General features: G+C 67.8%; 23 protein-coding genes, 1 pseudogene and 1 riboswitch. Of the genes and pseudogenes, 17 read left to right on the forward strand and 7 right to left on the reverse strand.

All coding sequences use genetic code 11. The features are described 5' to 3' along the window. The first annotated feature begins 7 nt into the window (after positions 1-7). The 3 genes and pseudogenes from O9280_RS12535 to O9280_RS12545 all read left to right on the forward strand — a co-directional run. Positions 8-883, forward strand: a complete 876-nt coding sequence (locus O9280_RS12535; protein ID WP_298343180.1) for a transporter substrate-binding domain-containing protein — start codon at positions 8-10, stop codon at positions 881-883. Positions 884-916: 33 nt separating this feature from the next. Then, the gene (locus O9280_RS12540; RefSeq protein ID WP_298343183.1) at positions 917-1,762 is read left to right on the forward strand and encodes a transporter substrate-binding domain-containing protein; all 846 of its coding nucleotides are present in this window, start codon (positions 917-919) and stop codon (positions 1,760-1,762) included. A gap of 170 nt (positions 1,763-1,932) precedes the next feature. Further along, a pseudogene (locus O9280_RS12545) lies at positions 1,933-2,634 on the forward strand (transporter substrate-binding domain-containing protein); the annotation flags it as partial. 53 nt (positions 2,635-2,687) lie between these two features. On the opposite strand, the gene O9280_RS12550 reads toward O9280_RS12545, so the two are convergent. Both O9280_RS12550 and O9280_RS12555 read right to left on the reverse strand, forming a co-directional pair. Continuing rightward, positions 2,688-3,431 carry a hypothetical protein gene (locus O9280_RS12550; protein ID WP_298343186.1) on the reverse strand — a complete coding sequence of 248 codons (744 nt, stop codon included), beginning with the start codon at positions 3,429-3,431 and terminating at the stop codon, positions 2,688-2,690. Continuing rightward, positions 3,428-6,967: an indolepyruvate ferredoxin oxidoreductase family protein gene (locus tag O9280_RS12555; RefSeq protein ID WP_298343189.1), complete on the reverse strand. Its 3,540-nt coding sequence runs from the start codon at positions 6,965-6,967 to the stop codon at positions 3,428-3,430. The genes O9280_RS12550 and O9280_RS12555 overlap by 4 nt, the downstream gene beginning before the upstream one ends. A 299-nt stretch (positions 6,968-7,266) precedes the next feature. Here O9280_RS12555 and modA point away from each other — a divergent pair, with 299 nt between their 5' ends. The 5 genes from modA to O9280_RS12580 all read left to right on the forward strand — a co-directional run bounded on the left by modA (position 7,267) and on the right by O9280_RS12580 (position 11,096). Next, positions 7,267-8,004 carry a molybdate ABC transporter substrate-binding protein gene (gene modA, locus O9280_RS12560; protein ID WP_343228757.1) on the forward strand — a complete coding sequence of 246 codons (738 nt, stop codon included), beginning with the start codon at positions 7,267-7,269 and terminating at the stop codon, positions 8,002-8,004. 10 nt (positions 8,005-8,014) lie between these two features. After that, positions 8,015-8,698 carry a molybdate ABC transporter permease subunit gene (modB, locus tag O9280_RS12565; protein ID WP_298343192.1) on the forward strand — a complete coding sequence of 228 codons (684 nt, stop codon included), beginning with the start codon at positions 8,015-8,017 and terminating at the stop codon, positions 8,696-8,698. Beyond that, a complete protein-coding gene (locus tag O9280_RS12570; protein WP_298343195.1) occupies positions 8,695-9,408 on the forward strand; it encodes an ATP-binding cassette domain-containing protein in 714 nt (237 codons plus the stop codon). Before modB ends, O9280_RS12570 begins: the two co-directional genes overlap by 4 nt. A gap of 47 nt (positions 9,409-9,455) precedes the next feature. Beyond that, a complete protein-coding gene (locus tag O9280_RS12575) occupies positions 9,456-10,208 on the forward strand; it encodes a helix-turn-helix domain-containing protein (protein ID WP_298343198.1) in 753 nt (250 codons plus the stop codon). Positions 10,209-10,283: 75 nt separating this feature from the next. Further along, a complete protein-coding gene (locus O9280_RS12580; RefSeq protein ID WP_298343201.1) occupies positions 10,284-11,096 on the forward strand; it encodes a TOBE domain-containing protein in 813 nt (270 codons plus the stop codon). Here the strand turns inward: O9280_RS12580 and O9280_RS12585 are convergent. After that, entirely contained in the window at positions 11,093-12,259 is a 1,167-nt protein-coding gene (locus tag O9280_RS12585) for a tellurite resistance/C4-dicarboxylate transporter family protein (protein ID WP_298343204.1), read from the reverse strand. The genes O9280_RS12580 and O9280_RS12585 overlap by 4 nt on opposite strands. A 3-nt stretch (positions 12,260-12,262) precedes the next feature. Here O9280_RS12585 and O9280_RS12590 point away from each other — a divergent pair, with 3 nt between their 5' ends. The 5 genes from O9280_RS12590 (at position 12,263) to O9280_RS12610 (ending at position 18,197) form a co-directional block, all read left to right on the forward strand. Next, positions 12,263-13,519, forward strand: coding sequence for an alginate export family protein (locus O9280_RS12590; RefSeq protein WP_298343207.1), 1,257 nt, complete (start codon positions 12,263-12,265; stop codon positions 13,517-13,519). An 81-nt stretch (positions 13,520-13,600) separates the two neighbouring features. Further along, complete coding sequence (locus O9280_RS12595) at positions 13,601-14,083, forward strand: hemerythrin family protein (RefSeq protein WP_298343210.1); 483 nt, start codon at positions 13,601-13,603, stop codon at positions 14,081-14,083. Between the two features lie 17 nt (positions 14,084-14,100). After that, positions 14,101-14,997, forward strand: coding sequence for a prephenate dehydrogenase/arogenate dehydrogenase family protein (locus tag O9280_RS12600; protein WP_298343213.1), 897 nt, complete (start codon positions 14,101-14,103; stop codon positions 14,995-14,997). 67 nt (positions 14,998-15,064) lie between these two features. Continuing rightward, positions 15,065-16,276, forward strand: a complete 1,212-nt coding sequence (locus O9280_RS12605) for an NnrS family protein (protein WP_298343216.1) — start codon at positions 15,065-15,067, stop codon at positions 16,274-16,276. A gap of 4 nt (positions 16,277-16,280) precedes the next feature. Further along, positions 16,281-18,197, forward strand: a complete 1,917-nt coding sequence (locus O9280_RS12610; RefSeq protein ID WP_298343219.1) for a pyridoxal-dependent decarboxylase — start codon at positions 16,281-16,283, stop codon at positions 18,195-18,197. Here the strand turns inward: O9280_RS12610 and O9280_RS12615 are convergent. Genes O9280_RS12615 through O9280_RS12630 form a run of 4 tightly spaced genes read right to left on the reverse strand, consistent with a single transcriptional unit; the run spans position 18,155 to position 20,264 of the window. After that, positions 18,155-18,538, reverse strand: a complete 384-nt coding sequence (locus O9280_RS12615; protein WP_298343365.1) for a 6-carboxytetrahydropterin synthase — start codon at positions 18,536-18,538, stop codon at positions 18,155-18,157. The genes O9280_RS12610 and O9280_RS12615 overlap by 43 nt on opposite strands. A gap of 40 nt (positions 18,539-18,578) precedes the next feature. Beyond that, complete coding sequence (locus O9280_RS12620; RefSeq protein WP_298343222.1) at positions 18,579-18,980, reverse strand: putative zinc-binding protein; 402 nt, start codon at positions 18,978-18,980, stop codon at positions 18,579-18,581. Next, a complete protein-coding gene (locus tag O9280_RS12625; protein WP_298343225.1) occupies positions 18,977-20,053 on the reverse strand; it encodes a hypothetical protein in 1,077 nt (358 codons plus the stop codon). The genes O9280_RS12620 and O9280_RS12625 overlap by 4 nt, the downstream gene beginning before the upstream one ends. Then, entirely contained in the window at positions 20,034-20,264 is a 231-nt protein-coding gene (locus tag O9280_RS12630) for a DUF2249 domain-containing protein (protein WP_298343228.1), read from the reverse strand. Before O9280_RS12630 ends, O9280_RS12625 begins: the two co-directional genes overlap by 20 nt. A gap of 148 nt (positions 20,265-20,412) precedes the next feature. Continuing rightward, positions 20,413-20,542: riboswitch (molybdenum cofactor riboswitch) on the forward strand. On the opposite strand from O9280_RS12630, the gene moaA reads away from it, so the two are divergent. The 4 genes from moaA (at position 20,539) to O9280_RS12650 (ending at position 24,037) form a co-directional block, all read left to right on the forward strand. Next, entirely contained in the window at positions 20,539-21,522 is a 984-nt protein-coding gene (moaA, locus tag O9280_RS12635) for a GTP 3',8-cyclase MoaA (protein WP_298343232.1), read from the forward strand. Its footprint overlaps the riboswitch before it by 4 nt. Before the next feature lie 33 nt (positions 21,523-21,555). After that, entirely contained in the window at positions 21,556-22,524 is a 969-nt protein-coding gene (gene moaCB / locus O9280_RS12640; protein ID WP_298343234.1) for a bifunctional molybdenum cofactor biosynthesis protein MoaC/MoaB, read from the forward strand. Next, on the forward strand, positions 22,521-23,780 hold the full coding sequence (gene glp, locus O9280_RS12645) for a gephyrin-like molybdotransferase Glp (RefSeq protein WP_298343237.1): 1,260 nt from the start codon (positions 22,521-22,523) through the stop codon (positions 23,778-23,780). The genes moaCB and glp overlap by 4 nt, the downstream gene beginning before the upstream one ends. Next, entirely contained in the window at positions 23,777-24,037 is a 261-nt protein-coding gene (locus tag O9280_RS12650) for a MoaD/ThiS family protein (RefSeq protein WP_298343239.1), read from the forward strand. The genes glp and O9280_RS12650 overlap by 4 nt, the downstream gene beginning before the upstream one ends.

Raw genomic sequence — 24,037 nt, forward strand, 5'->3', positions numbered from 1 at the left:
GCGCGCCATGTCGACACGGGGAGGTTCGGGGTTGCCGAACGGTTGGACGAACATCGCGAAGGGCCTCGCGAGCGCTGTCGCCGCGATGCTGTTCCTCGCGGCCCCTGCGTTCGCCGATGCCTGCAGCAAGACGGTGCGCTGGGAGCTCCAGCCGCCCTACGGGATCGTGCGCCCCGACGGCGAGCGCGCCGGCTACTACACCGACGTGGCCCAGGAAGCGCTCGCCCGGATGGGCTGCTCTTCGACCCTCGTCGCCCGCCCTTGGGCGCGCGGCCTGAAGGAACTCGAGGACGGCCAGCTCGACTTGATGCCCGGCATGTTGTTCAACCGCGAACGCAGCCGCTATGCGCTGTTCTCGCGCGGCATCAACCTGTCGCCGAACCTGCTCTTCCTGACCGCCGCGGCATCGCGGCGGGCCGCGCTGCCGCGCTTGGCCGACCTGCGCGACACCGACCTCAAGATCGCCATCGAAACCGGTGCCTACTACAGCGCCGAGTACGCGGCCCTGATCGTCGACCCGCGCTTCGCTGCGCGCTTGCATCCGGTGCCCGACCGCGCGCGGGCGTGGTTGATGCTCGAGAGCGGGCGCGTTGATGGCGTGATCTCCGACCAGGCCTCGGCGCTGGTCGCGGGCATGCCGCTGCGTCCGACCGGCGACGCGCCGCGTCCGGTGCTCGTGCTGTCCTCGGTGCCGGCACGCGTGGCCTTCAGCCGCCGCCACCATGACGAGGCCTTCGTCGCGCGTTTCGACGCCGCCATCGAATCGATGATCGCCGACGGCTCGCTGCTGCGATTGCGCGAGCGCTACGTGCCCTGTCCGACGGATCCGTTGACCTTGGGATGCCAGGCCGATGCCGTGGAACCCTCGCCGTCTCCGCCCTGAGCGAGGGATGGACGCCGAGCTATGCTCCAGCCCATGCGCCGCTCCCTGATCCTCTGTCTGTTCGCCGCATCGGCCGCGGCCACCGCCCTGCCGGCACGTGAAGCCTGCATCCGGACGGTGCGCTGGGAGCCGTCGGAGCCCCCCTACAACCTGCGGCTTCCCGATGGACGCCAAGGCGGCTACTCCGCCGACCTCGTGGTGGAGATCCTGCGCCGGATGGGATGCGAGGCCCGTCTGGTCGACATGCGTTGGCCGCGCGCGCTCGTCGAGCTGGAAGCCGGGCGCCTGGACATCATGCCGGGCATGATGCACACGCCCGAGCGCGACGTATTCGCGCGCTTCACCCGCAGCATCAACCTCTCGCCCAATCTTCTCTACCTGTCGGGGGCCGCGCGGCAACGCTATCCCGCGCTGAGCACGCTCGCCGACCTGCGCTCGACTGCGCTGACCATCGGCGTCGAATCCTCGGCCGCCTACGGGCCGGCGTTCGTCGCCCTGAAGGACGACCCGGCATTCCGCGCCCGTCTGTACTTCGTGCCGAACCAGCGCACCGCCTGGCAGATGCTGGCCGCCGGCCGTCTCGATGGCCTGATTTCCGACGATGTGCTTGCGCGCATGGTGGGCCTGCCGATGCAGCCGGAGGCGAGTGAGGTGCGCGCAGTGTTGACGGTGGCCGAGGCGCACGCGTTGATAGGATTGAGCCGTCGCACTGTCGATGCGGCGTTTGCCGAGCGTTTCGACGCGGTGCTCGCCGAAACCGTGGCGGACGGCTGGTTGCCACGCTTGCGCGAGCGCTACATCGGTTGCCCGACGGATCCGGCGACGTTGGGTTGCGTGGAAGCAGCCGGCATCGATGCCGCGGTGCCGCCGTCGGAATGAGGAGGCCTCGACTTCCCCGCGTGGCGCGTACAGATTCCGACGATGGGAGCGTCAGCGGCGTGAGTCCCTGATCGGGAACCTCGCGAGGAAGGCCGGAATCGCGCTGTTCTTCCCGGAAACCCGATGTGGCGAAGTGCTACGGTTCGCGCGTGGAGCTTTGTTGGAGCGGTATGCGCCTTCTATTCGCCCTGCTGGCCGCGCTTTGCGCGTGCGCACCGGCTTCCGCGGAGCCGGGGCCGCGCAATCCTTGTGTCCTCACCACGCGCTGGAACCCCCTGCCTCCTTACTGGCTAGCACGTGAGGGGCAGCCACCGACGGGCTATCTTGCGGAGCTTCTCACCGAGCTGGGGCGCCGTACCGGTTGCGAGGTGCGCTTTCGGGAAATGAACTGGGCGCGCGGCGTTGCAGAAATGAGGGCCGGCAGGATCGACCTGATCGCCGGCGCCGTGCAGAGTCCGGAGCGCGATCGCTTCGCCTATTTCACACGTGCGATCAATGCCACGCGCAACGTGCTGGTGCTTCGCGCCGAGCTGGCTGCGACGGTCGATGTCGACGATCTCTCCGCGCTCGCCGCAACGGAGCTCAGGATCGGGATCCAGGCCGGGGCCAATTACGGGCCTGAGCACGTGGCGCTCTCGCGCGATCCCGCGTTCGCCGCGCGGCTCCGTCCCATCCTTGAACCGAAGATCGGCTGGCAGATGTTGGCGAGCGACCGCCTCGATGGTTTTTTCATCGATGAGCTGAGTGCTTTGAGTTACCAGGCCGACATGTCCGGGCGCGTCCCGCTGAAGCAGGTCTTCATCTTCTCCGACGAGCCGTCGCGCGTCATGGTGGGTCGCCATCTCGGGGCAGCGAAGGCAGGGGCGGTGGACCGTGCGATCGATGCCATGGTGGCTGACGGCTGGCTGCTGCGCTTGCGCGAGCGTTACGTGCCCTGCCCGACCGACCCCGAGACGCTCGGCTGCGCCGCGCCCGCGTCCACGCCAAGCGCCTCGGAAACGCGGCCCAGCATGCCGAGCAGTGCGCGTGCCGAGGGCACGAGCGACTCCACGAACGCCCGATAGTCGAGTCGCGCCTCGTGCGTGACGTCCATCGCCTCGTCAGTCTCGGCATCGAGGTCGTTGAAGCGGAGAATGACACCGTCCCGCCCGACGGCACAGTAAAGGCCGATCTGTGCCAAGGGTGAGGCCGCCCAGGACTCGTCCGTCTCGTCGAAGATGACGAGGGTTTCGCCCGCGCGCAGCCCTTCGATGGCGTCGAGCGTCCGTCCGAGCATGGCGGCCTCGCGCGCGAAAACCGGCACCCAGACGCGCTTGCCGCCCCCGAGATCGAGCCCGATCGCGAGGCTGTAGTCCTGCACCAGCGGCCACCAGCTGGCAGCGCGAACATCCGGCGTCCGCGCACGCAGCGCCCTGAGCTGTTCGATGTAGGTATCGAACAGCGCCTGGCCTTCCCTGCCCCGGAGTCGCGTGACATCGAACTGCGCGAAGGCATCGTCGTCGATCGACCCCGCCGCCATCGGCTCGAGCGGCCCGCTCAGGGCAGGCAGGGCGAGCCGGTGCCGGCCCTTGAACCAGCCGAAGAAGCGCGGCACCGTCGCCTGCGTCAACAGGTTCAGGCTGGCCTCCAGATGCACCGGCTCTCGCAGCACCCGCGCCGCGGCGGTCACGTTACGAGGCCAATAGCGATGCCCGGCTTGGCCCAGCGCCGCAGCAGTTCGGCGCGCAGCGTCTCGGCCTTCTCGACGTGGCGCTCCTTGACGTGGCCGAAGCCGCGGATGTGCTCCGGCACCTCGGCGATCTCGACGGCGAGCGCGTGGTTCTCCGCCGACAGCTTCGGCAGCAGCTCGAGGATCGTCTGCACGTACTCGTCGCGCAGGCGGCGTTCCATCTTCCGCTCCTCGGTGTGGCCCACCGGGTCAAGCGCCGTGCCGCGAAGGAACTTCAGGTGCTTCAGCACCTTGAAGGCGCTGAAGATCCACGGGCCGTACTCGCTCTTCACGAGATGGCCGTCGGCGTCCTTCTTCGAGAGCAGCGGCGGCGCCAGGTGGAAGCGAAGCGAACCGCCGTCCTCGAATTGTTCCTTCAGGCGCGCCTCGAACTCGCCCGAGGTGTACAGGCGGGCGACTTCGTACTCGTCCTTGTAGGCCATCAGCTTGAAGGCGTAGCGGGCGACCGAACTCGACAGCGCATCCTTGCCCGGCGTCTTCGCGCTCTCCGCCGCGCGCACTTCGGCGACGAGGTCGCTGTAGCGCTTCGCGTAGGCGGCGTTCTGGTAGTCGGTGAGGAAGGCGACGCGGCGGGCGATGGTCTCGTCCAGCGTCAGCGACAGCGTCTCGTCGTCCAGCGCGTCGGCGGTGCCGCTGCGCTGCGCGGGCACGGCATCCGCCGCTTCGATCACCTTGTCGATGTCGATGGCCGCGAGGCGGCCCCAGCCGAAGGCCTGCTTGTTCATCTCGACGGCGGCGCCGTTGAGCTCGACCGCGCGCATCAGCGATTCGAAGGTCACCGGCACCAGGCCCAGCTGCCAGGCGTAGCCGAGCATGAACAGGTTGGTGGCGATGGCGTCGCCGCAGAGCGCGGTGGCGAGCTTGTTCGCCTCCACCGTGAACGGCGCACGGCCGCCGAGGCTGGTGCGCACCGTCTCGATGATCGCCTCGGCCGGGAACTGCAGGTCCGGTGCTTTCAGGAACGAGGACGGCATCGCCTCATAGGTGTTCAGCACGACTTCGGTGCGGTCGGCGCGGATCTTCGACAGCGACCAGTAGTCGTTGACGACGACCATGTCGCAGCCGAGCACGAGGTCGGCCTCGCCCGCGGCGATGCGCACGGCGTGCAGCTCGGCCGGGTTCTTGCCGATGCGGATGTGCGTGGTGACCGCGCCGCCCTTCTGCGCGAGGCCAGTCTGGTCGAGCACCGAGGTGCCCTTGCCTTCCAAATGGGCCGCCATCCCAAGCAATGCGCCGATGGTGACGACGCCGGTGCCGCCCACGCCGGTGAGCAGGATGTTCCAGGGCTGCTCGAGGCTGGAGCGGACGTTCGGCATCGGCAGCGCGCTGAAGTCGATCTTGGCCTTCGGCTTCTTCTTGCGCAGCGGCGCGTCAACCACCGAGACGAAGCTCGGGCAGAAGCCGCGCACGCAGCTGAAGTCCTTGTTGCAGCCGCTCTGGTCGATCTCGCGTTTGCGGCCGAACTCGGTTTCCTTCGGCAGCACCGAGACGCAGGCCGACTTCACCGAGCAATCGCCGCAGCCTTCGCAGACCAGCGAGTTGATGACGACGCGCTTCGGCGGGTCGACCATCAGCTTGCGCTTGCGGCGGCGGCGCTTCTCGGCCGCGCAGGTCTGGTCGTAGATCAGGATCGAAGCGCCCTTCACTTCCGACAGCTTCTTGTGCACGTCGTCGAGTTCAGCGCGATCGTAGAACTGCACGCCGTCCGGGAAGATCGACGGGTCGGACCACTTCTCGATGTCGTCGCTGACGACGACGATGGTCTGGATGCCTTCGGCGCGCATCTGCCGCGCGATGTCCGGCACGGTGAGCGTGCCGTCCACCGGCTGGCCGCCGGTCATGGCGACGGCGTCGTTGTAGAGGATCTTGTAGGTGATGTTGACCTTGGCCGACACCGCCTGGCGGATCGCCAGCGAGCCGGAGTGGAAGTAGGTGCCGTCACCGAGGTTCTGGAAGACGTGCGGCGTCTCCACGAAGGGCGCCTGCCCACACCACGTCGCACCTTCGCCACCCATCTGGGTGAAGGTGTCGGTGCGGCGGTCCATCCACGTGACCATGTAGTGGCAGCCGATGCCGCCCAGCGCGCGGTGGCCTTCCGGCACCTGGGTGCTGGTGTTGTGCGGGCAGCCCGAGCAGTAGGTCGGCACGCGCGGGAACAGCGGGCGCGGCAGGGCGAGCTCCTGCTCCTTCTCGGCGATCCACTTCAGGCGCGCGGTGATGGCTTCCGAATTGAAGAAGCGGTTCAGGCGCTTGGCGATGACGCGGGCGATGCGCGCCGGCGTGAGTTCGCTGGTGCTCGGCAGGATCCACTCGCCGCTCTCGTCGTACTTGCCGACGATGCTCGGGCGCTGGCCGTCGAAGTTGTAGAACTGCTCCTTCATCTGCGCTTCGATGAAGGCGTGCTTCTCCTCGACGACCACGATGTCCTCGAGGCCGCGGGCGAAGTTGCGCAAGCCCTGCGGCTCCAGCGGCCAGGTCATGCCGACCTTGTAGACGCGGATGCCGATGGCCTCGGCGTCCTTGTGGTCGATGCCGAGGTACTCGAGCGCCTGCAGCACGTCGAGGTAGCTCTTGCCGGCGGTGACGATGCCCAGCCGCGCGCGCGGCGAGTCGTAGATGATCTTGTCGAGCTTGTTGGCGCGTGCGAACGCGTGCGCAGCCTTCACCGCGTACTGGTGCAGGCGCATTTCCTGGTCGAGCGGCGGATCCGGCCAACGGATGTTGAGGCCGCCCGGCGGCAGCTCGAGGTCGGTCGGGATGACGATGTCGAGCTGGTGCGGATTGACGTTCACCGAGGCCGACGATTCCACCGTCTCGGCGATCGTCTTGAAGCCCACCCAGCGGCCCGTGTAGCGGCTCATGGCCCAGCCGAGCAGGCCCATGTCGAGGATGTCCTGCACGCCGGCCGGGTTCAGCACCGGCATCATTGCGCTGACGAATTCGCCTTCCGAACCGTGCGGCAGCGTCGAGCTGCGGCAGGCGTGGTCGTCGGCGGCGAGCACCAGCACGCCACCGTTCTTGTTCGTGCCGGCGGCATTGCCGTGCTTGAACACGTCGCCGCAGCGGTCGACGCCCGGGCCCTTGCCGTACCACATGCCGAACACGCCGTCGTACTTCGCGCCCGGCCACAGGTTGGTCTGCTGGCTGCCCCAGACCATCGTCGCGCCGAGGTCCTCGTTGATACCCGGCTGGAACTGGATGCCCGACGCGGCGAGGTGCTTGCGCGCCTTCCACAGCTCGAGGTCGAAGCCACCCAGCGGCGAACCGCGGTAGCCCGAGATGAAGCCAGCCGTGTTCAGCTGCGCGGCGCGGTCGCGCATCTGCTGCATCAGCGGCAGGCGCACCAGCGCCTGCACGCCCGACAGGTAGATGCGACCTTCCGAGCGGGTGTACTTGTGGTCGAGCGTGTACTCGCCATCGACGATGGCGGAAGACGCGGTGGAACGGTCCGTGGCGGAGGGCAGGACGGCGGACATCGGCAGGGCCTCGGGGGCGTTCGAGCAAAGACTCGGAATTATAGCCCGAGGCGCGGTGGAGGCCTTGTGGGATGGCGGGCCGAAAGAAAGTTCCAAATGCCGAAAGAAAGTTCCAAACCTAGGCACGTTGGCCGGGAATCGACCCAAAACAATGTTCCAAACGGCGATGAACGCCCTAATTGGCGGTAAGGGTGGACCGCCCCCGCCCTTTGACCTGCGTCATAGTCAGAGTCCGGAGGGGCGACTTACCGTTGCGCCTCACCGGACCTAACGGGATCGCCGTGTCCCACCGCCAACGCTTGAAGATCCTGAGCTTTCTGCTCTGCCTGCCCATGTCGACGGTGTGCGCCGCCGAACTGACGATTTCGGCGGCGGCCAGCCTAGGGGAAGCTTTCACCGAAATCGCGGAGCGCTTCGAGGCCGCCCACCCCGGACACGAGATCCGCCTGAATATCGGGGGATCAGGCGCCCTGTTGCAGCAGATCAGGGCAGGAGCGCCAGTGGATGTCTTCGCCGCCGCAGACAGCGAAACGATGGACCGGGCCGCTGCGGACGGATTGGTTGACGCCCGCCAGCGGCACGACATAGCTGGCAATGCGCTGGTGGTCGCGGTCCCAGCCGACACCCAGGCCATTCCCGCCAGCCTGACGGCGCTGGCGGAGCCGACCGTCCGCCGCATCGCGATCGGCCAGCCGGACGCGGTGCCGGCAGGGCGCTATGCCCGCGAAGCGCTTCAGACCGCCCGGCTTTGGGAAGCCCTTGCTCCCCGCCTTGTCCCTGCACAAAACGTGCGGCAGGCTTTGGACTACGTCGCCCGTGGCGAAGTCGACGCCGCCTTTGTCTATGCCACGGATCTCCCCTTGCAACCGGGACGTGTGAAGCTCGCCTTCACCGTTCGCGTGAAGACGCCGATTCGCTACCCGATCGCGCCCGTGGCGGACAGCCGCGAGCCAGGGGCGGCCCGCGCCTTTGTGGAATTCGTGCGATCCGCCGAGGGCCAAGCCATCCTGCGGCGCCACGGATTCCTCCCGCCGTGAACGGTGCTCGATGAACGAGTTCGCTGCCGCATGGCCGGCCCTCGCGCTATCGCTCAAGGTTTCGCTCTGGGCCAGCGGCATCACCCTCGTGCTGGGGACGGCTCTGGGCTACCTCCTTGCGCGCGGTCGCTTCCCGGGCCGCGAACTGCTGGACACCCTGCTGACCCTCCCGATGGTGCTGCCCCCCACCGTTCTCGGCTACTACCTGCTGGTGCTGATTTCGCGCCGAAGCGCGCTGGGTGGCTGGCTCGATGCGGCCTTCGATGTGCAGTTGGTCTTCACTTGGCAGGCCGCAGTGATTGCCGCGACCGTGGTTACGCTCCCACTGGTCTTCAAGCCCGCGCGAACCGCGTTCGAGGGCGTGGACCATCGGGTGGAGGCGGCTGCACGAACGCTCGGATTGCCGGACTGGGCCGTGTTTCTGCGCGTGACACTCCCCCTGGCTTGGCCGGCGATCCTCGCTGGATTGCTGCTCGCGTTCGCCCGGGCCATGGGGGAGTTCGGCGCCACCCTGATGGTGGCCGGTAGCATCCCCGGTCAGACCCAGACCCTCTCGGCAGCCATCTACGAGGCGGTTCAGGCCGGACAGGATGGGCGCGCCCTGTTCCTCGTCGTGGTCATGACGGTGGTGTGCTTGGCGGTGCTGCTCGCCGCAGGACGACTTCGTGCGAACACCTCGAGGGGGAAGGCGTGATCGACACGGCACCAAGGATCGACGTCGCACTCCGTGCCAGCTTGCAGGCCGGCTCGCGTCGCTTCCGACTCGACGTATCGTTTCAGAGTGCTGCCACTCGGCTCGTCATCTTCGGGCCCTCCGGTTCCGGAAAGACCCTGCTTCTGCAGGCCATCGCAGGCGTAGTGCGCCCGGATAGCGGCCACGTGCGTCTGGGCGGCAGGACGCTCTTCGATTCAACGGCCGGCCTCGACGTGCCGCCTCGGGACCGGCGGCTGGGCGTGGTGTTCCAAGACTACGCGCTGTTTCCACACCTCAACGTGCGGCAAAACGTCAGCTTTGGACTCTCCACAGGCCCTTTGAACCCGACCCGTCACCAACGTGATGCCCGGGTGGAAGACTGGCTTCAGCGTTTGGACCTCACCGCCAGCGCGCACCAGTTCCCGCATCAGCTGTCGGGTGGCCAGAAGCAACGGACCGCCGTGGCCCGTGCCCTCGTCCGAGCACCGGACGCCCTCCTGCTGGACGAGCCTTTCGCGGCTCTCGACCACGGATTACGACGCGAACTCCGCGGCGAGTTGGATGCGTTGCAGCGCCGGCTCGACATTCCCATGCTGCTGGTCACCCACGATCCCGAGGACGTCGAGGCACTCGGCGCCGCCACGGTCCAACTGGCTGGTTGCGCGGCCGAGGGCCGGCCTTCACACGAGCGTAGAGGTGGAAAGGAATAGCGCTGTTGCGCAAGGTTGGGCGCCACGCCAAGCCTTCGCCCCATCGGATGGAACCGCGCCTCTTCCAGACCCTGCTCGAGCAGCGCGCTTGTTCGGATTGCGTGCTCAAGCCGATGTGCAGGCCCGCCATCGTCAGGCCCGACGACGTAGAGCGGATGTCGGACCACGTGCTCCCCCGGCGATCATTGAGCGCTGGTGAGCGGCTTTACGAGCAGGGCCAGAGGGTCCGGTCTCTGTTCGTTTCTCAGGCTGGCGTCTTCAAAACGGAAACGTTGGCGGCGGATGGGAGGTTGCAGGTCCTCGGTTTCCACTTCCCTGGCGAACTCATGGGATTGGAAGCGATTGCAGGGATGCACTTTCGTGCGGATGCCTTTGCGATGGAGCCCGCCATCATTTGCGAGATCCCGCTGTCGGCACTGGAAACGGCGGCCAGCCGACAGCCGGAGTTCCAGCACCACCTCCTGCAAGCGGCAGGCTCCTGCCTGGCTGATCAACAGGAACATGTCGAGCTCCTCGCCATGCGACAGGCCGACGAGCGCGTCGCGCTGTTTCTGGTCGGCCTTCTTCAGCGCGCCGAACGGATCTCTGGAAAGGAAGAGGCGTCGATCCATCTGGCGATGGGCAGAACCGATCTCGCGAGCTACCTGTGCCTTACCATCGAAACCGTCAGTCGCACCTTCTCCTCGTTGCGCGATGCAGGAATCCTCGGCGTTCAAGGGCGGCACCTGACGGTTCTCGACCGCCAACGCCTGATTGCGATGTCGGGAAGCGAGGGTGCGAAGAGCACGCGACGCGCATGAGCAGCCCTCTTGACCCACATCATTTCCGAAGTGGCGGCTGACGCCTAGCGTTGCGCGCAGGCTTCTGGAATTCCAATGACCATCATGACGCGGCCGTTCTCGCTTCGAGGAGCGCTCTGGATAAGCGCGGGCGAGGACATGGTGGCCGACCGCCAACGGATCGAGCTTCTTTTGAAGATCGATGAGCTGGGCTCGATCTCACGCGCCGCGAAGATGATGGGCTGGGGCTACAAGTCCGCATGGGACGCCGTGGAGACCATGAACGTCTTGGCGGGCTCTCCACTGGTCGCGAAAGCCGTCGGAGGACGCGGCGGTGGCGGCACGCGGCTCACTGATCAAGGCCACGGACTGGTCAAGGCGTTTCGTCTGATCGAGCGCGAGCATCGGCGTTTCATCGAAACCCTCGATCGGGATGCCGCAGGCATCGCCGACGAAGCACTGCTCTCTCGAAGGACTTCCATGAAGACCAGCGCCAGAAACCAGCTTCCCGGGCGTGTTCTGGCCGTTGTCGAGGGCGCCCTTGAGGACGAAATCGAGATCGATATCGGCGGCCAACAGCGAGTCGTCGCCACGATCACCCGCAGCAGCCGAGAAGCACTTGGCCTCGGGATCGGTGCGGAGGTATTTGCCCTCGTCAAGGCATCGTCGATCATCCTGGCGTCCGCGGACGCACAGGCGAGGTTCTCGGCGCGTAACCAGATTACCGGCCCCGTCCGTCGGATCATCACGGGCGCTGTGAGCACGGAGGTTGTCCTCGAGATGCCGAACGGTGGTCACCTTGTCGCCAGCATCACGTTGGCGAGCGCGCAAGCCCTCGCGCTGAAGGAAGGCGATGTCGTGACCGCGCTGTTCAAGGCGTCCGCCGTGATCCTTGCGGTAGTCGCCTAATTCTCCGGCGCAATGCGAGGACGCCAAGGGCGGCGGCCCAACCGCCGTAGCAAACCCATCATCACCACCACCCAAGCCAGGCTGCCGCCTGCCAAGACCAGCGTCGAGATCCATCCCAGCGGCTCGAAGTCGGCGGCCAAGCCAAGCCGTGCGCTGGCCACGGCGTACATGCCGAGCGGGAACACCAGACTCCACATGATCGGTTCATAGCGCAGCGGGCGCCGATTGATCCCGTGCTTCCACACGCCGAACAGCGTGAGCAGGGGAATCCACCACGTCGCCCACGCCCAGATCATCATCGTCACGCCATCGACGAAGGGGCGCTGCGCTGCGAGGAAAGGCAGCGGTGTCTCCAGCGCGATCAGCGCCGTGCCGGCATTGGCGGAAATCGCGGCCGCACCCATGACCACCCAGAGCAGCGGCCCGACGTCGTCCGGTGCGAGACGCAGGAAGAAGATGCGGTAGCAGAATAGCGTCACGAAGATGCCATAGAGGCACAGCCCGAGCCCCCACAGCATGTGCACCTCCACCTGCATGTAGCGCCCGTACTCACCGAGCTCAGGCACGAGGCGCGCGCCCAGCACCACCAGCGATTGCGTGCCCACGATGGCGATCAGCCAACCGCCGTGCACGATATTCACGTTGTGCTCGTGAGTGAGGAAGGTGAGCACCGCGAAGGCGAGGTAGAGCAGCAGGCACCAGACCACGAAGGCGAAAGCCCATAGCCCCATCGCAACCGGCGCCTGCCCGTGACCGAGCGCGATCTGTCCGACCAGCGATGCCGCCGCGACGAGGGTGAAAAAGCCGAACACCAGGCGCGGATTGGTGAGGTCGTCGCGAACGGCCGACGACGCAAACACGACCCGCGCCAGCGAGAGGGCCATCAGGACGACAAACGCGAAAAGCGCAAACGCGTCGAGAAATCGTCCCACTTTGGGCAGTGCGTGCAGATGAAAGCCTTGCGCGAGGATGGCGCTTGCCATCACCAGAGCGAAGTTTCCTGGATGAAGCGCAGCCAAGCCTTGACGCTGCACTGCGGTGGGTTCGATGGACGGGGATTTAGGGGCAACCATGGTGGAAGTATGGCTCGGCCGCCAGCCAATCAACGATCCGCTTGATCTGCGGCAAGGCGTTTCCGGAAGCCGTGGCAGGAAGATGCGCACCGAATGAACCCCAAGGAGTCTCTCGTGCATCGCCTCGCCATTGCCATAGCGCTTGCCCTTCCTCTTGCCTGTTCGGCCGCGATCGCAGCCCAGCCCGGTGTCGCCCCGGTAACGTCTGCGGCCACGCCAGCGCCTCCGAGCGCAGCGCCAAAGCCTTGGACCGTCAACCTGCGCTACCGCTACGAGGGCGTGGACGACGATGCTTTCGCCCGTGACGCTGATGCCCACACGGCACGCGTGCGCGCGGGCTACACCTTCGCCTTCGGCGGCGGATGGACGGCGCAGCTGGAAGGCGAGGGCGTTGCCGAGCTCAACGACCGCTTCAACTCCGGCGCCAATGGCGAGACGGCCTACCCAGCGGTCATCGACGCGCGCGCTGTCGAGATCAACCAGGCTTGGCTCGACTGGCGCAGCACGGCTTTCGGCACCCGAATCGGGCGTCAGATGATTGTGCTCGACAATGCCCGATTCCTCGGCAACGGGGCATGGCGCCAGAACATGCAGACCTTCGATGCCGTCCAAGCGCAATGGAAGCCCTCGGCTGCATGGGACGTCCAGGCCTATTATCTCGACGCCGTGCAACGCTCCCCCGGCGACAACGCCCGCGACCGGCTCGCCCGTGAGCGCGACCTCGACGGCCGTCTGCTGCGCGTGGCGCGCACCTTGCCGGGGGGCAGCGTGGCGGCCTACGGCTACTGGGTGGAGGATCAGGACGTGGCCGCTGCGTCCACCCGCACGCTGGGACTTCGCTGGTCCAGCGCGTGGGCACTGAACCCGGCGTGGAAGTTCGGGCTCACGCTCGAAGGCGCCACGCAGCAGCCGTGGGCCGACGCCGTTGGCGGTCGCACCGGCTACGCGCTGGTGGAGCCGCGGCTCGAGCGCGGCCCGCTGGTGTTCAAGGCGGGCTTCGAACGGCTGGGGGCCGGTGACGGCCGGGCGTTCCAGACACCCCTCGCCACCCTGCACGCTTTCAATGGGTGGGCCGACAAGTTCGCGACGACGCCGATCAACGGCCTCGAAGACCGCTACGTCTCGGCGCAGGGCGGATTCACGGTGGCCGGCAAGGCCGCGACCTGGCAGGTGATGGGCCACGACTTCCAGTCGGACCGCGGCGCCGATTACGGCACGGAATGGGATGCGTCGCTCGCCCTCACGCTGCGTCCGGGCCTTGTTGCCTTGGCGAAACTCGCCGACTACCAGAGCGACGGCTTCGCCCGCGACACCCGGAAGCTGTGGCTGCAACTGGAATGGGCGCTGTAGACCGCGCCTGCTGTTGACGCCTGTCAATGCGCCTCCACTCGAGCGGGCGCTCAATGGCACCCCTCGACGCGATCACTGGCCATGCCCATGCGCCTTCTCGGCCTCTCCAATGCCTCATGGCCCGCACGTGCCAAGGCCCGAACGGCGTGCCCGGCGTGGCGCGAGTCTTTCGCCACCGGGCACGCCGGCATTGATGAGGACCATCAGCGATTGATCGAGCTGCTCGCCGACAGTTGGCGCGCCTTGGCCGACGATGCATTGCCGAAAGCAGAGGTCCGTCGGCGAATCGAGGCGCTTGACGCGTTTGCGCGACAACACTTCAGCTTCGAAGAGCAGCTCCTCGCTCATCCGGGCATGGATGCGGGACACCGCGATCGCCATATCAAGGGACACCAGCGTTTCCTCGAGACGGTTCAGGGGGTGCTCGACATGGTCGAAAACCTGCCGCCCGACGTCTGTTCCCACTTCATGGATTTCCTCGGCTCGTGGCTGGTGCACCACATCCGCGAAACGGACAAGGAACTGGCCCGTCAGTGCGTGCTGCTGGGCCTACCTCTCGCATAACCGCCGACCTTGACACCATGAGCGATCAGGCGGAATCGAGCTCTTGCCCACAGGCGCGTGTCGCGATCATCGGCTCGGCTGGCCGCTACGGCCGCTGGCTCGGTGGCTTCTTCGCGGCGAATCCCGCACTGGCCGCCGAGGTCCGCGGCTACGACCCCGCTGATACGTCGAGTATGGCGTTGGCAGCGCTCGCGCACTGGGCCGACGTGGTGGTGTTCAGCGCGCCAGTGGCGACGACCGTCGAGGTGATCGGCCGATTTGCAGCGCTGGCACGTGAGCGCGCGGAACGACAACTTTGGATGGACCTCACCTCGATCAAGGCCGCCCCGGTGGCGGCGATGCAAGCCTCGGGCGCGGAGGTGCTGGGCCTGCACCCGATGTGCGCACCGCCTGCGCTGCCGCATCTTGCCGGACAGCGGCTGGTGGTGTGCGAAGAGCGGCTCAAGGTCTGGCGGCCCTGGACAACGGCCTTCCTGACGGCCACCCGCGCCACCCTCGTGCCGCTGGACGCGCGCGAACACGACCGCCGCGCCGCGCAGGTGCAGGCACTCGGCCATGCGGCCCATCTGGCCCAACTCACCGTGCTCGCCCGCGGAGGCGCATCGCTCGACGCCCTCGACGCCTGCGCGACGCCGACCTTTGGCCTCGACCTCGCGATGGGGATGCGCCTGCTCTCGGGCGATCCCGGGCTGTACGCCGGCCTGCTATCCCTGACCGAGGAATCGCGGGCCTCGGTGCGGGCCTTGCGCGACGCCTGCGCGTGGCTCGTGGACGCCGTGGAGAGCGCCACCACGTACGACGCCCTCGTGCCGCACATCGTCTCGCTGCAGCAATGGGCGGGGACGGCGCGCATCACCGGCGGCAATGCCGCCTACCTGCGGGCCGTGGACGGGCTGCGACCGCCGTCGGATTGACCCACATCAGGGCGTGAGCGGCGGCGACGCGCGAGGCTGGCGCCCTCCTCCGCTTGCAGGCCCCGCCATGGCCACCGTGATGCCCGCGCCGATGCGCTTCGCCCTCGTCGATGCCCCGCATCGCCTTCTATTCTTCATCGGTGCCACGAATGTGCTGGCGGCGATGGCCTGGTGGCTGGCCCACCTGATGGGCTGGTCGGAGGCCGCGCTCGAGGGCTTGCCGGCCACCTGGCTGCACGGCTTCCTGATGCAGTACCAGGTGCTGCCGGCCTTCATCTTCGGCTTCCTGCTCACGGTCTTCCCGCGCTGGATGGGCCTCGGCGAGGCGAAGCGCTGGCACTACCTTCCGGTCGGCCTCGGGCTGCTGCTGGGGCAGGCCGCCACGCTGGCGGCGGCGTTCACCGGTTCCAGCCTGCTGCTGCACTTCGGCTGGCTGAATACGCTGGCCGGATGGCTGGGCGCGATGGCCGTGCTCGCCGGCTGGCTGCGCGAGGCGCGGATGGGCGATTGGCATGCGCGCTCAGCCTTCGCGGCACTGCTGGTCGGCCTGTGCGGCGTGCTCTCTTTCGGCGTGTGGCTGCACGGCGGCTCGCCGCTATGGCTGCACTTCATGGCGGTGATCGGTGGCGTCGGCTTCCTGATGCCGATCTACGCGACGGTGGCGCACCGCGTGTTCCCGTTCTTCGCCGGCAACGTGGTCAAGGGCTATGTGCCGTGGCGGCCGATGTGGGTGCTGGGCGCGCTGTGGGCGCTCACACTGATCCACCTCGTGGCACCGATCGTGGGCTGGAATGCGCTCCGCGGCGTCGCCGACCTCGCGCTGGCCGGGCTCGGCGCGGTCGTGCTCTGGCGCTGGTGGCCGCGCGGAAAAGCGCCACCGCTGTTGATGGTGCTGTTTGTCGGCCTCGCGTGGTGGCCAGTGGCCATGGCCCTGTACGCATGGGATGCGCTGGCGCCGATCCTCGGCCTCGGTGATGCGCTCGGCCGCATGCCGCTGCATGCCCTTGCGGTGGGCTGCTTCGGCACGCTGCTCGTGGCCATGGTGACACGCGTGACTGCGGGGCACTCCGGCCGCCCCTTGGTGCTGGGGCGTGTGGCGGGCTTTTCATTCGTTGGCATGAATGCCGTGGCACTGATTCGCTTGGGAGCGGAGTTCAGCGCGCAGCCGATGACGTGGTGGCAGGCCAGCGCCGTCGGCTGGCTGCTGGTTTTCCTTCCTTGGGTGCTGAAGAGTGCGTGGATCTATCTAGTGCCGCGCGCTGATGGCAAGCCGGGCTGAGCGCATGGACATCGATCGCGAGCTCAACGCCTGCTTTATCGGGCCCTATGGCGAGAACGACCAGTTGTTGGAGTCACTGACGGTTGAGTTCCTGCGTGACCACGTCTACTGGCGGCGCAACCTGCACCCCGAGGACGTCCCGGTCATTCCCACCGGCGCGAACCGGCTGCCGAAGTTCCTCGCTTTCGAATCGAGGATGCGCCGCGAGCTGCACGGGTTGTCGGCCGCGCTGAAGCGCAGCGTTCCCTTCCACAGCCCGCGCTACATCGGCCACATGGTCAGCGATCTGCTGATCCCAGGCCTCGCCGCGCAGATGCTCGCACTGCCTTACAACCCGAACAACGTCTCGGCGGAATCGGCGCCGGTGACCATCGACATGGAGCTCAAGGCCGGGCTGCAGCTGGCGGCAATGATCGGTTTCGTCGCCGACCCAACGCGCGAGGACTGCGCTTTCGGCCACCTCACCTCGGGCGGCACGTTGGCCAACGTGCAGGGCCTGCGGCTGGCGCTGGCGCTGAAGGCGTTTCCGGTGGCTCTCCAAGCGGCGAGCGTGCCATTGCCGGGTGTGCCGGACACCGCGAGCGCGGCGTTCCAGCTCGCGCCAGCGGCCAGCGTCGCGCTATGGACTGCTTGGAAGCAGTGGCGCGATGCCTTACCGGCGAAAGAGGCCCGCGAATGGTCCGGACGCGTGGAAGCGCAGAGGCTCGAACAGCTCGGCCTTGCCGGCTTCTTCGCCCGCCATTCCGGCTTGCGCGCGCCGGCGGTGTTCGCACCGAGCACGGCGCATTACTCGTGGAGCAAGGGCTGCAAGCTGCTCGGCCTCGGCCGCGACCAGCTGCGCCTGATCCCCGGAAAAGCCATGCGCCTCGATCTCGACGCGCTGTCCGACGCACTCGACGCCTGCCACGCCGCCGGCGAACCGGTGCTGATGGCGGTGGGTGTGCTCGGCAGCACCGAGTTCGGCACCATCGACCCGATCAGTGGCCTGCTCGACCTGCGTGATCGCTGCACCGCCCGCGGGCAAGGCTTCGCCGTGCATGTCGATGCGGCTTGGGGCGGCTACCTCGCCTCGCTGTTCCGCGAGGCCGACGGCGCGCTGCGCTCGCGCGCGGCCGTGGCCGAGGGCTTCGCGGCCTTCCCGGCCCCGCACGTGCAGGCGGCCATCGAGGCCCTGCATCGCATCGACAGCATCACCATCGACCCGCACAAGCTCGGCTACCTGCCCTACGGCGCCGGCGCCTTCCTGTGCCGTGACCAGCGTGCCATCGACGTGCTCGCCGAAGGTGCCGACTACGTGTTCCAGCCGGACGACGGCGGCGATTTCTTCGCCCGCCATCGCAGCCTCGGGCGCTACATCCCGGAGGGTTCGAAAGCGGGGGCGAATGCCGCGGCGGTCTACGTGACCCATCGCGTCCTGCCGCTCGATGCCAGCCACTTCGGCGAACTGCAGGCCCTGAGCCTGCGCGCCACCGAAGTCTTCGTCGCCAAAGCCGAGGCCTTCTGCCAGCGCGTGGCCGGACGCGTACAGGCCCTCGTGCCCTTCCACCCGGACAGCAACCTGGTCTGCCTCGCCTTCAACCCGCGCGGCAATGCGCGTCTGGCCGACGCCAACCGCTTCGTCCGCGCCCTGCAGCGCGCGCTCTCCGCCGACCCCACGCGTCCGCTGCAGCTCGGCGAGTACTTTGGCTCGGTGACGACGCTGAAGCGCGAGGCCATGGGCGATGCCGACACCGCGCGCCTGCTCGAAGCGCTCGACCTGCCACCGGACGCGCTGGAGGCCGAGCCCGGCGAAGGCAACGATCGTCTGGTGATCCTGCGCCACACGCTGATGAATCCCTTCCTGCTCGACGAGCACGGCGACAGTCCGGTGATGGACGGCTACTTCGCCTTTCTTGAGCGCTGGATCGTTGACCATTCATAGCGGGCGCCGCTCGATTCCGTCTCTTCGACCTCGACGGCGAACAAGGCGGGCAAAGCGAGGCGCAGGCGCTCAGCCAACCAGACACACAGCAACTCGCTGGTGGGGTTCTCGAGTCCGGGAACGTCGTTGAGGCAGGTGTGATCGAGCGAAGCGATGAGCGGCTTGGCGACGCGGCCCACCTCGCCGAAGTCGACCACCCAGCCCAGCACGGGGTCGAGCGGGCCGCGCAAATGCAGGATCACTCGGTAGGAGTGCCCATGCATCGCGCCGCAGGGATGGCCTGGGGGGACGTACGGCAGTCGGTGCGCGGCTTCGAAGCGGAAGGATTTCCGCAGCTGCAGGACAGGCGCCACCTCCCCGCTGTCTTGCGGCGCATTCGATCTAGGCGGCATCGACGCGGTCCGCCTCGGCCTTCGGCTGCATGGCCCGCGCCTCGGGCCGGGCGAGGGTCTCGTAGAGGCGCTGCACGTCGTCTGGATCCGGGTCGCAGTGCTTGAGCTTACGGATGCCGTGGTCCGACAAGAGCACATGGCGCTGCGCCACGACACCGGCCTGTTCGAGGCAGGCGGCCGCACAGGCCATCACGCAGCCGTCGAAGGCGAGGATCGGCCGTCCGCTGCGCGCGGTCTTCACCAGGCCGGGCACGCCGCCACCCACCCCGGCGATGCAGGACATCTCGGCTTCGCCGTCGCGATCGAGCATCAAAGCGAGGCGGTTGGCCAACTGGGCGGCACTGGAGCAACCGGAGCAGGAATAGACGAGGGGCAGGTCGGACCGTTTCATGACGACTCGAAAGATGGGGCAGTGGCGCGGAACCGCCGGGCACGCCAAGCGGGGAACAGGAAGGCGATCACCAGTGCGGTCGCCGCGATGGACTCCGCGCCCAGCGCCCATCGACGAACGCTCGGCGCTTCGGGGAAGTGCATCGCCATGGCCCACGTGCCAAGGGCAAGCACGCGAAGCGCGAGCCAAGCGCCGAGGATTCGAGGGGGCAGGAGGCGATCCATGCCCGGCACTTGTCGACCCCTCGGCACCCGTTGGCGCAGTCGCCACCAGTGCAGAAACGCTGTGATCGGCAGTGCCGTGGCCGGCACGACGAGGGCGACCGCAGCAGCAATGAGCAAGGCGGGCAGCATCGCGTCTGTCCCACGGATGGAAAGCGAATGCAGCAACACCGCTGCCAAGGCCATGCCGCCGCCCAGTAGCCAGGCAAGGCCAAGTCCCGGCCGCCGTCGGAAGGGCCATTCGAGCCGGAGCGCCTTCCGCCAGACGACACCGGTGAGCGTGGGCAACAACAGTTGCGATGCGCCGATCACGACACCCCCGAGGCCCAGCGCGACGCCCACGGTTCGATGCGCGACAACACCTCCCGGCACCGTTTCGCCCAAGAGGCGAAGTCCGCCGAGCAGGGCGGCCACGCCGAGACCGACGAACCCGATCATGAGCGGTGCACGGACCGTCGCCGGGCCGGAAGAACGCAGAAGCCCGATCACCAGTGGCGTGAACAGCGCCCAAAGTGCCGCAACCACCCAGGGCGCCCCGATCACGCGCATTTCGGGCCATTGGAGAGCAGGCCCCGCCAGCATCATCAACAAGCCGGCATTGAAGACGACCAACACGGCGACCCAACCCGCGGTGGGGAACAGGCGCGGGAATCCTAGGACCGCACTCCCGAACTGCAGGGCGGCTCCGGCAGCGGCATTGCCGAAGACCCCGAGGATGAGGCCATGCAGAAGGGCCCAAGGGTCTGCATCCAACCAACCGATCGCCGGGAGCAGTTGGGCCCAGATGACCGAAGCACCGAGCGCAAGCAATGGCTGGACCGGCGGGACGGCGTCAGGGGCGATCCGGACCATTCGCCCCCTCCAGATGGATTTCGCAACCGCCGTCCGGGAGCATTCTGGCGTGGCGCAGGATGTGCCGGTCGCGCAAGGCTTCGAGGAGTGGGGCAGGCCAGAAGGGCGTCAACACCACGACGGACTCGCCCGGCGCCAGGCGATCCGCCAGCGCGAGCGCCCGGTTCAGGGGCTCGGGCGGGTTCAGCTGGCGGAAATCGTGGATGTCCATGCGCCCTCCTCGAGGCAGGCCATCGTCCTGACCTGAGGCCCTCGACGCTCTGAGGCAGGTCAAGCGAACGACGACTTCCGCCCATCGGCGCTGGCATTGATCCGGATCAATGCGCGGCGAGGGAGCCACTCCGTAGCCTGTGCCGGCAGCTCGCGCTGCACTCCGAGTCGCCCGGCCTTCGTCCCAGACATGGCTTGGCGACCGTGGCGGAGCCTCGCCACCCGGCGCCATCGGAAACGGTGACGCCGCCCGTGTTTGGAAAGGAGCGGACAACATGACGCTGCTGGCGGACCGGTTCGGCCGGACGTTTCCGTACCTGCGCCTGTCGGTCATCGAGGCGTGCAACTTCCGTTGCACCTATTGCCTGCCCAACGGCTTCCAAGCCCGCCCGGGTCGCCCGGAGCCGCTGTCGCGCGAGGAAATCGCCCGCCTGCTGCACGGCTTCGCCGCCGTGGGCCTGCGCAAGCTGCGCCTCACCGGGGGCGAGCCCAGCCTGCGCCGCGACCTGCCGGAACTGATCGCCAGCGCCGCGGCCGTCGGCGGCATCGAATCCATCGGCCTGACCACGAACGGCACCCTGCTCGATCGTCGCGTGACGCGCTGGCGCGAAGCCGGGTTGACGAACCTGAACGTGAGCGTGGATTGCCTCGACCGCGAGCGCTTCCAGACCATCACCGGCCACGACCGCCTCCCGGAGATCCTGCGCGGCATCGAGCTGGCCCGCGAGCTGGGCTTCAAGGCCATCAAGCTCAATGCCGTGCTGCTGCGTGACCTCAACGACGACCAGATGCCGGCCTGGCGCGACTACCTGCGCGAGCGCCGGGTCACGCTGCGCTTCATCGAACTGATGCAGACCGGCGACAACCGCGCCTACTTCGAGCGCCACCACCTGCGCGCCGACGGCCTCGAGCAACAGTTGCAGGACGAAGGCTGGCGCCTGCTGCCACGCGCCACCGATGCCGGCCCGGCGCGCGAGTACGCGCACGCCGACTTCGCTGGCCGCATCGGCGTCATCGCGCCGTATTCGAAGGACTTCTGCGCGGGCTGCAACCGCCTGCGCGTTACCCACACCGGCGATCTCCGGCTGTGCTTGTTCGGCAACGTCGGCATCCCGCTGCGTCCGCTGCTGCAGTGCGACGACGACCGTCCGCGCCTCGTCTCGGCGCTGCGCACTCAGCTCGGTCTCAAGGCCATCGGCCACCGTCTGCACGAAGGCGAAACCGGCCTCACTCCCAACCTCTCCACCATCGGCGGCTGAATGGACGCATCGTCTTCCCCTTCCGGCTTCCACATGGCCGACGTGCGTCGCAAGCGCGCTACCGAGCGTCGCGCCGTCGCCGTCGGTGAATTGCGCGCCGGACCGGTCGGCTATGCCGCCCTGGTGAATCGCGCGCTGCCCAAAGGCGATGCGATGGCGATGGCCGAAGTCGCCGGCCTGCAGGGCGCGAAGAACGCCGCGCAGCTGATGCCGCTGTGCCATCCGCTGTCGCTGGAATACGTCGACGTGCGCTGCATGCCGGTGCCCGAGCGCCACGCCATCCGCGTCTACTGCGAGACGTCCCTCACCGCGAAGACTGGCGTCGAAATGGAAGCCTTGGCCGGCGCCAGTGCCGCCCTGCTGACGCTCTACGACCTCACCAAGCCGGTGGAGCCGGCGTTGTCGATCGAGGCCGTGCGCCTGTTATTCAAGGAAGGCGGCAAGAAGGGCCTGTGGGTCCATCCCGACGGCCTGAGTGATGACGAACGCGCGCACTACCGGCCGAAAGCCGACCCGCGCCTCGACGGCGAAGCCATCGCCGTCATCACCCTGAGCGATCGCGCCAGTGCGGGCGTCTACGAAGACCGCAGCGGCGCACTGATGGCGGAGACCCTCGAAGGGATGGGCGCGCGCGTGCAACGCCGCCTCCTGCCCGACGGCATCGACGCCTTCGCCGCGGCGCTGCGCGAGGAAGCCGCACACGGCACGCCGCTCGTGCTGTGCACCGGCGGCACCGGCTTCGGCCCGCGCGATCTCGCTCCCGAGGCCTTGGCGCAGGTCGCCACGCGCGAGGTGCCGGGCTTGGCCGAACTGTTCCGCAACGCCAGCAGCGAACACACGCCGCTGGCCTGGCTGAGCCGGGCCCGCTGCGCACTGGTCGGCGACGGCACGCTGGTGGTGCTGCTGCCGGGCAGCCCGAAGGCCGTGGCGCAGGGCCTCGACATCCTCGGCCCGCTACTGCCACACGCGCTGGCGATGATGCGTGGGGCGCCGCACGCATGACCACAATGATCAGCATCGAAGACGCGTTGGCGCTCATCCGCGCGGAATGCGCGGCGCTGCCCGCCGAACACGTACCGCTGCGGCAGGCACGCGGCCGGGTGCTGGCAGTGCCCATCGACGCCCCGCGCGCGCTGCCGCCCTTCGACAACGCCGCCATGGACGGTTTCGCCCTGCGCTGGCACGCCGGCATTGCACCGGGCACGGCGATCCCCGTACTTGGCGAGCAGGCGGCCGGCGATGGCGTTAGAGGCCAAACGATGGGGGCCTGCAGCATCATGACCGGCGCCCGCATCCCGGATGGGCTCGATACGGTGGTCCCCGTCGAGGACTGCACGGTGCTCGCCCGCGATGCCGAAGGAAAACCACTGGCGATCGCATTGGCCGCCGCGCCCCGGCAGGGACAGCACATTCGACTTGCCGGCGAGGACGTCGCCCTCGGCGAACGCGTCCTCGAAGCGGGAGCCGTGCTTAGCGACGAAGCCCTGATGGTCCTGCGTGGCATCGGTATCGGCGAGGTCGACGTGCATCGCCGCCCCCGACTCGCGCTGGCCTGCACCGGCCGCGAGCTAGTCGACACCGATGGCGCTGCCCTCGCATCCGGCCAGATCGCCAACACCAACGGGCCTTATCTCGAGGGTCTGTTCGCCGAGGCGGGAGCCGAGGTCGTGGCTTGCGTGACAATCCCGGATGAACCCGCCCGGCTCGTCGCCCAGCTGAGCGACTGGTTCAACGCCAGCCTCGATCTGGTCGTCACCACTGGGGCGGTGTCCATGGGCCGCTACGACTTCGTGCCCGACGTATTGCGCGACGTTGGTGCGACGATCCGATTCCACAAGCTGAAGATGCGGCCCGGCAAGCCCTTGCTGTTCGCCACGAAGGGGCGCACGCGGGTGTTCGGACTGCCCGGCAATCCGGTATCGAGCACGGTCGGCGCACGCTTCTTCGTCGACGCGGCGATCCGGCGCTTGGGCGGACAGGCCGACGAAAAGGCGATGGCACTGCCGATCGCCGCGGAGGCCCGCAAGAAGCCCGGTTTCTCCATGCTCCAGAAGGCCCGGATCGCAATCGATGCCGAAGGCCGCTTGGTCGTTCGCCTACTGAAGGGCCAAGAGAGCTTCAAGACCGCACCGCTACTCACCGCGAATGCCTGGGTCGTGCTGCCCGAAGCGTCGGAATCGATCGCGGCCGGCACCCCCGTTTCCGTCTATCCGCTGCGCCCCGGCACGAGCAGCATTGCAAGGGAATTCCCGCCATGATGATCACATTGCAACTCTTCGGTCGTTTCCGCGAATTCAGCCCGAACCCCGAAATCGCCCTCGAATTCCCGGGCATCGCCACCGTCGGCGAGTTCCGCGTCGCGTTCGACGCCTGGGCGCAGGCGAACTGGCCGGGCTACCGACCAGCCTTGCTCGAGACCGCGGCGATCGCCACCGATTCCACATTTCTTCGCGCCAACAGCCCGCTGCCCGCCGACGGGCGGATTGCCGTATTGCCGCCGGTGAGCGGGGGTTGA

Origin of the sequence: Silanimonas sp. (assembly GCF_027531545.1) — a bacterium.
Taxonomy (GTDB): Bacteria; Pseudomonadota; Gammaproteobacteria; order Xanthomonadales; family Xanthomonadaceae; genus Silanimonas.

Excerpts from the sequence above, each read along its gene's own strand:
- O9280_RS12535 (WP_298343180.1), top strand. The coding sequence starts at position 8 with ATGTCGACACGGGGAGGTTCGGGGTTGCCGAACGGTTGGACGAACATC.
- O9280_RS12540 (WP_298343183.1), top strand. The coding sequence starts at position 917 with ATGCGCCGCTCCCTGATCCTCTGTCTGTTCGCCGCATCGGCCGCGGCC.
- O9280_RS12555 (WP_298343189.1), bottom strand. The coding sequence starts at position 6,967 with ATGTCCGCCGTCCTGCCCTCCGCCACGGACCGTTCCACCGCGTCTTCC.
- modB (WP_298343192.1), top strand. The coding sequence starts at position 8,015 with ATGAACGAGTTCGCTGCCGCATGGCCGGCCCTCGCGCTATCGCTCAAG.
- O9280_RS12575 (WP_298343198.1), top strand. The coding sequence starts at position 9,456 with ATGGAACCGCGCCTCTTCCAGACCCTGCTCGAGCAGCGCGCTTGTTCG.
- O9280_RS12580 (WP_298343201.1), top strand. The coding sequence starts at position 10,284 with ATGACCATCATGACGCGGCCGTTCTCGCTTCGAGGAGCGCTCTGGATA.
- O9280_RS12590 (WP_298343207.1), top strand. The coding sequence starts at position 12,263 with ATGAACCCCAAGGAGTCTCTCGTGCATCGCCTCGCCATTGCCATAGCG.
- O9280_RS12595 (WP_298343210.1), top strand. The coding sequence starts at position 13,601 with ATGCCCATGCGCCTTCTCGGCCTCTCCAATGCCTCATGGCCCGCACGT.
- O9280_RS12600 (WP_298343213.1), top strand. The coding sequence starts at position 14,101 with ATGAGCGATCAGGCGGAATCGAGCTCTTGCCCACAGGCGCGTGTCGCG.
- O9280_RS12605 (WP_298343216.1), top strand. The coding sequence starts at position 15,065 with ATGGCCACCGTGATGCCCGCGCCGATGCGCTTCGCCCTCGTCGATGCC.
- O9280_RS12610 (WP_298343219.1), top strand. The coding sequence starts at position 16,281 with ATGGACATCGATCGCGAGCTCAACGCCTGCTTTATCGGGCCCTATGGC.
- O9280_RS12620 (WP_298343222.1), bottom strand. The coding sequence starts at position 18,980 with ATGAAACGGTCCGACCTGCCCCTCGTCTATTCCTGCTCCGGTTGCTCC.
- O9280_RS12625 (WP_298343225.1), bottom strand. The coding sequence starts at position 20,053 with ATGGTCCGGATCGCCCCTGACGCCGTCCCGCCGGTCCAGCCATTGCTT.
- O9280_RS12630 (WP_298343228.1), bottom strand. The coding sequence starts at position 20,264 with ATGGACATCCACGATTTCCGCCAGCTGAACCCGCCCGAGCCCCTGAAC.
- moaA (WP_298343232.1), top strand. The coding sequence starts at position 20,539 with ATGACGCTGCTGGCGGACCGGTTCGGCCGGACGTTTCCGTACCTGCGC.
- moaCB (WP_298343234.1), top strand. The coding sequence starts at position 21,556 with ATGGCCGACGTGCGTCGCAAGCGCGCTACCGAGCGTCGCGCCGTCGCC.
- glp (WP_298343237.1), top strand. The coding sequence starts at position 22,521 with ATGACCACAATGATCAGCATCGAAGACGCGTTGGCGCTCATCCGCGCG.
- O9280_RS12650 (WP_298343239.1), top strand. The coding sequence starts at position 23,777 with ATGATGATCACATTGCAACTCTTCGGTCGTTTCCGCGAATTCAGCCCG.